This is a genomic window from Clavibacter lycopersici (assembly GCF_003576405.1).
Classification (GTDB): Bacteria; Actinomycetota; Actinomycetes; order Actinomycetales; family Microbacteriaceae; genus Clavibacter; species Clavibacter lycopersici.
In genome coordinates this window covers 1-5692 of the sequence record NZ_QWGT01000186.1, presented here as the reverse complement: position 1 = coordinate 5692, position 5692 = coordinate 1, and the positions used below count along the sequence as shown (strand labels likewise).

General features: G+C 72.9%; 6 protein-coding genes. 4 read left to right on the top strand and 2 right to left on the bottom strand.

The window, feature by feature from the left end:
• Positions 1-98: 98 nt before the first annotated feature.
• From DZG00_RS11585 to DZG00_RS11570, 4 genes are all read left to right on the top strand, one after another.
• Positions 99-1952: a DUF4012 domain-containing protein gene (locus DZG00_RS11585; protein WP_119382211.1), complete on the top strand. Its 1854-nt coding sequence runs from the start codon at positions 99-101 to the stop codon at positions 1950-1952.
• Between the two features lie 158 nt (positions 1953-2110).
• On the top strand, positions 2111-2695 hold the full coding sequence (locus DZG00_RS11580; RefSeq protein WP_119382210.1) for a YdcF family protein: 585 nt from the start codon (positions 2111-2113) through the stop codon (positions 2693-2695).
• A 67-nt stretch (positions 2696-2762) separates the two neighbouring features.
• Positions 2763-3584 carry an endonuclease/exonuclease/phosphatase family protein gene (locus tag DZG00_RS11575; protein ID WP_233549075.1) on the top strand — a complete coding sequence of 274 codons (822 nt, stop codon included), beginning with the start codon at positions 2763-2765 and terminating at the stop codon, positions 3582-3584.
• Between the two features lie 46 nt (positions 3585-3630).
• Positions 3631-4614: an ATP-grasp domain-containing protein gene (locus DZG00_RS11570; RefSeq protein ID WP_119382208.1), complete on the top strand. Its 984-nt coding sequence runs from the start codon at positions 3631-3633 to the stop codon at positions 4612-4614.
• 48 nt (positions 4615-4662) lie between these two features.
• Here the strand turns inward: DZG00_RS11570 and DZG00_RS11565 are convergent, their stop codons facing one another.
• Positions 4663-5046 (bottom strand): chorismate mutase, encoded by a 384-nt coding sequence (locus tag DZG00_RS11565; protein ID WP_119382207.1) that lies wholly within the window; start codon positions 5044-5046, stop codon positions 4663-4665.
• Between the two features lie 85 nt (positions 5047-5131).
• Complete coding sequence (locus DZG00_RS11560; protein ID WP_011931929.1) at positions 5132-5551, bottom strand: organic hydroperoxide resistance protein; 420 nt, start codon at positions 5549-5551, stop codon at positions 5132-5134.
• Positions 5552-5692: the final 141 nt, after the last annotated feature.

Below are 5692 nucleotides of genomic sequence, written 5' to 3'. Positions count from 1 at the left end.
GCTGTGGGCGCATCCGCCCCCGCCGCTGACCGCCCCGCGGTCGGGAACGGCCGCGCCTTCCCGGCCGGACGGCCGGCCGTGACCTGGACGCCCGACCGGTGACGGGCATCGACGACATCCTGCCCCCGGCCGACGGCTCGGACGGCGGCCGCAGCCGCCGCGACGACCGCGACGCGTCCCGCACCCGTCGGCCGATCTGGAAGCGCAAGCGCCTCTGGATCCCGGTCGGCGTCCTCGGCGTCCTCGCGATCGGCACCGCGGTCTCGGCCGCGCTGATCCTCCCCCGCGTCGACACCGTCCAGGGCGAGCTGCGCGAGGCGCTGCCGCTCTCCGACCAGGTGCAGACGGCGCTCCTCGCGGGCGACGTCGACACCGCGAAGGCCGGCGCCGCCGAGCTCCGCGACCACACCGCGAAGGCCGCGGAGGCCGCGGACGACGGCGTGCTCGGCGCGTACGAGTGGATCCCCTTCGTCGGCCCGAACCTCCACGCCGCCCGCGTGCTCGCCGCCACCAGCGACCGGCTCGCGACCGACGTCGTCTCGCCCGCGACCGAGGTCTCGCTCTCGGCGTTCACGCCCGTGCTCGGGCGCATCGACCTCGACGGGATCCGCTCCCTGGGCCAGACCGTGGACACCGCCAGCGACGGCCTCGCCGGCGCCCGCGCCGAGCTCGACACCATCGACCGCGGCAGCCTCTGGGCGCAGGTCGCCGACGACGTCGACCTCATGGACGACACCCTCACGAGCACCGAGGAGACCGCGAGCACGTTCCGCGAGGTCACGGGCGTGCTGCCCGACCTCCTCGGGGCAGAGGGCTCGCGCAACTACCTGCTGATGTTCCAGAACAACGCGGAGGTCCGCTCCACCGGCGGCAACCCGGCCGCGCTCGTGCTGCTGACCGTCGAGGACGGCACCGTCCGCATCGCGGAGCAGGCGTCGAGCAACGACTTCCCGCGCAACGTCCGCCAGGGCGACGTGCCCGACGAGACCGTGCGCCTCATCGAGCCGCGCGCGGACCGCTTCGAGCAGAACATCACGATGTTCCCCGACTTCCCCACGTCCGGCGCGCTCGCCAAGTCGTACTGGGAGCGCTACATCGGCGACCGGGTCGACGGCGTGCTGTCGTTCGACCCCATCGCGCTCAGCTACCTGCTCGAGGCGACCGGCCCGATCACGCTCGCCACGGGCGACGTGCTCAACGCGGAGAACGCGGTGCCGACGCTCCTCGGCGCGGTCTACAGCCAGTACCCCGACTACCTCGCGCAGGACCGCTACTTCGCGAGCGCGGCCAGCACGATCTTCGGCAAGCTCGTCACCGACACCCCGCCCGTCGTGCCGCTGGTCACGGCGATCGACCGCGCGATCGACGAGCGCCGCCTCCTCATGTGGAGCACCGTGCCCGAGGAGCAGGCGCTCATCGAGGACGGGCCGCTGAGCGGAGCGCTGCCGGACGACAACTCGGACGCGACCGCGATCGGCCTGTACTTCAACGACATCGGCTCGGGATCCAAGATGAGCTACTACCTGCGCTCCGGGTCCCGGATCCAGGCGGAGACCTGCGGCGACACCACCACGTATACGGTGTCGGTCGACATGACGAGCATCGCGCCGCTCGACGCCGCCACGAGCCTGCCCCGCTACGTCACGGGGCTCGACGGCCAGGCCAAGGGCCGCCAGTTCGACGACCTCCTCGTGTACGGCCCCGTCGGATCCACCGTCACGGACTGGAGGACGGACGCCGACCTCACGACCGAGGAGGCGCGCGGCACCGACATGGGGCGCGGCATGATCCGCATCCGCACCGAGCTCGCGCCGCAGGACACCAAGACCGTCGACGTCACCTTCACCATGCCGGCGTCGGACGCCCAGGGACCGCTCGAGGTGCGGCACACGCCGCTCGTGCGGCCGCTGGAGTCCGAGATCACGCAGGTGCCCTGCTCGACGGGCGGCTGATCCGCCGTCCCGTCCCCACGACGCCGCACCGCCCGCCCCGGATGGGGGCTTAGCAGCCGTCGTGCGTCCCCCATAGGCTCGACGAGCCGCCGGGGGACGCACCCGCCCCCGCATGCCCGCACACCGCCCCCGCGGATCCTCCAGGCCGAGAGCACACGTTGACACCCAGCACCACCACCCCGCCCCGCCGGGCGCACCGCGTCCGGCGATGGATCGTCCGCACCCTGCTGGCGCTCCTCGTCCTCCTGCTCGCCTGGCTGCTCGCCGGCATCCCGCTCTTCGTGTTCCCTCCGGCGAGCCAGCCGGACAAGGCCGACGTGATCTACGTCATCGGCCCGCCCAACCCCACGCGCCGCGACCTCGCGGCGAAGCTGGTGGAGGAGGGCTACTCCGACACCGTCGTCTTCTCCGTGCCGCGCACCGGCCCGCAGTCTGCCGCCGAGCTCGCGGCCTGCAACGGCGAGTTCCCCTACGCCGTCACGTGCGACACCCCGTCCCCCTTCACGACCCAGGGCGAGGCGCGCTACCTCAAGGCGAAGTCCGAGGAGAACGGCTGGACGAGCGCCATCGTCATCACGTGGACCCCGCACGTCACCCGCACGCAGCTGATCTTCGACCGCTGCTTCGACGGGGACCTCATGGTGGTCGAGGACCCGGTGGACTTCGACCTCCGCCAGTGGGTCTCGCAGTACACGTACCAGACCGGCGCCTTCGTCAAGGCGCTCGTCACGCCGGGCTGCTGACGCCCGCTCCCCACCCGATCGTCGCTGCGAGGCCAGGCGGTCAGCCGCACGGGGTTGAATGGTCGTCATGACCACCGCGATCGGCCCGACGACCGGCGACGACATCCACCTGATCTCCCTCAACGTGCGCATGCCCTGGCACGGCACCCGCGCGGGCGAGGCCGACCACTGGCCCGAGCGCCAGGAGGTGCTCACGCGCTTCCTGCAGCAGGAGCGGCCCACGGTGCTCGGCGTGCAGGAGGCGCTGTGGCCGCAGATCCAGGCGATCGAGAAGGCGCTCCCGCCCTCGTACCGCATGGTCGGGCAGGGGCGCGAGGGCGGCAGCCACGGCGAGCACGGCGCGATCTTCTACCAGGCCTCCCGGCTGACGCTCCTCGAGCACGACGTGATGTGGCTCTCCGACACGCCCGACGTGATCGGCAGCATGACGTGGGGCAACCCCATGCCGCGGATCCTCACCTGGGCCCGCTTCCAGGACGAGGCGACCGGCCATCCGCTCGTCGTGCTCGACACCCACCTCGACCACGACGTCGCCGATGCCCGCGACCGCGCCGCCGAGGCCATCGCCGAGCTCGTGCGCACGCGCTTCGCCGGGCTGCCGCTCGTGCTCATGGGCGACTTCAACGCGCCCGTCGACTCGTTCCCGTACGACGCGCTGACCCGCCGCGCCGGACTCCGCGACTCGTGGCTCGACAGCGCCCGCCAGGCGACGCCCGCGTTCGGCACGTTCCCCGACTACCGCGCGCCGGTGGTCGGCGACCCGCGCATCGACTGGATCCTCGTGAGCGACCGGGTGGACGTCCGCGCCGCCGCGGTCAACGACTTCGCCTGGCGCGGCCGGATGATGAGCGACCACCTGCCGGTGCAGGCGCTCGTGCGCCTCAGCTGACGCCGCCGGGTGAGCTGGCGCCGCCCGCGCCTCGTAGCCTGGGGGGATGAGCACCGCACCGAAGGTCTACGCCATCCACGAGAACCCCGAGTGGTTCGGCCCGTTCGCCGCCGCGCTCGACGCGCGCGGCGTGCCGTACGAGGAGTGGCTCCTCACCGACGGCGTGCTCGAGATCGACGAGGCGCCGCCCGAGGGGGTCTTCTGGTCGAGGATCAGCGCCTCGGCGCACACGCGCGACCACGCGCTCTCGAAGGACTACACGCGCGCCCTCATGTCGTGGCTGGAGGCGCACGGGCGCCGCACCGTCAACGGCCGCCGCACGATCGAGCTCGAGGTGAGCAAGGTCGACCAGCTCACCGCCCTGCGCGCCGCCGGCATCGAGGTCCCGCGCACGCGCGCCGTGATCGGCAGCCACCGCATCGTCGAGGCGGCGCGCGGCCTCCCGACGCCGTTCATCACCAAGCACAACCAGGGCGGCAAGGGCCTCGGCGTCCGGAGGTTCGACAGCGTCGAGGAGCTGGCCGCCTACGTGGAGGGGCCGGACTTCGAGGAGCCGCAGGACGGGATCACGCTGCTGCAGGAGTTCCTGGAGGCGGCGACCCCGCGGGTCACGCGCGTCGAGATCGTCGGCGGGCGCTTCGTGTACGCGATCCAGGCCGACACCGCGCGCGGCGGCTACCAGCTCTGCCCCGCGGACGCGTGCGCGATCGACCCCGCCACCGGCGCCCTCGTGATGCCGCCCGGCGCCACCATCGCGCAGCAGCCGGGCGACACGATCTTCTCGCTGCGGGAGGACATCACCGCGGAGCACCCGCTGGTCGAGCGCTACGTCGCGTTCCTCGCGGGTCTCGGGATCGAGGTCGCCGGGATCGAGTTCATCGAGACCGCGGACGGCAGGCTCGTGACCTACGACGTGAACACGAACACGAACTACAACCAGGGCGTCGAGGCGGTCGCGCCGGCCTCGGGCCCGGGCGCGGTGGCGGAGCTGCTGGAGCGCGTGCTGCGGGAGGCGTACCCGGAGAGCTGAGCCCCCGAGGGCTGAGCCCGGGAGGGCCGGGCCTCGCGGCCTGACGGATCAGGCCGTCGGGCCGCCGTCCTCGGGCGCGACCGCGGAGGTGGCGGCGCCCTGGTCCTCGGCGATGCGCGTGTGGTGGTGGATGACCTCCGCGACGATGAAGTTCAGGAACTTCTCCGCGAAGGCCGGGTCGAGCCGCGACTCCTCGGCGAGCGCGCGGAGGCGGAGGATCTGGCGGCGCTCGCGCTCGGGATCCGCCGCGGGCAGCCCGTGCGCGGCCTTCAGCCGGCCGACCGACTGCGTGAACTTGAACCGCTCGGCGAGCAGGTGCACGAGGGCGGCGTCGATGTTGTCGATGCTGCCGCGGATCTCCCCCAGCTCCTCGAGGGCGGCACGGGCGTCGTCGTCGAGGGGCGCCCCTGCGGGGCCGGTGTTCTCAGGCATGCCACGACCCTACCGATCGGCCCCTGGACGACGGAGGCGGGCGTCCCCATCGGGGGCGCCCGCCTCGCGGATCGTGCGGTGCCGGTCAGTCGACGATGGTGACCTTCACGTCGATGTTGCCGCGCGTGGCGTTGGAGTACGGGCAGACCTGGTGGGCCGCGTCCGCGATCTCCTGGCGGCGCTCGGGCGCCACGTTGGGGAGGTAGACGTCGAGCTCGACCGCGAGGCCGAAGCCGCCCTGGCCGTTGTCGCCGATGGAGACGCTGGCGGAGACGCCCGCGTCCTTCGTGTCGACGCCGGCGTTCTTGCCGACGAGGTGGGTGGCGCCGAGGAAGCAGGCGCTGTACCCGGCGGCGAAGAGCTGCTCGGGGTTGGTGCCCTCACCCGAGCCGCCCATCTCCTTGGGGGGACGGGTGTCGAAGTCGATGCGGTCGTCCTCGCTGCGGACGTGTCCGTCGCGTCCTCCGCCGGAGGCGTGCGCGATTGCGGTGTAGATGGGTTCCATGGATCCATCAGACCACGACCGGGCTGGGAGCGCGCGCCGCTCCGCGTGGACGTTCGCGGCACGGACGGTGGATCACGGGTGGACGCGCCGGGACGCGCCGGGACGCGCAGCGCGAGGTCCGCGCGCCGCCCGGGCGCGTCG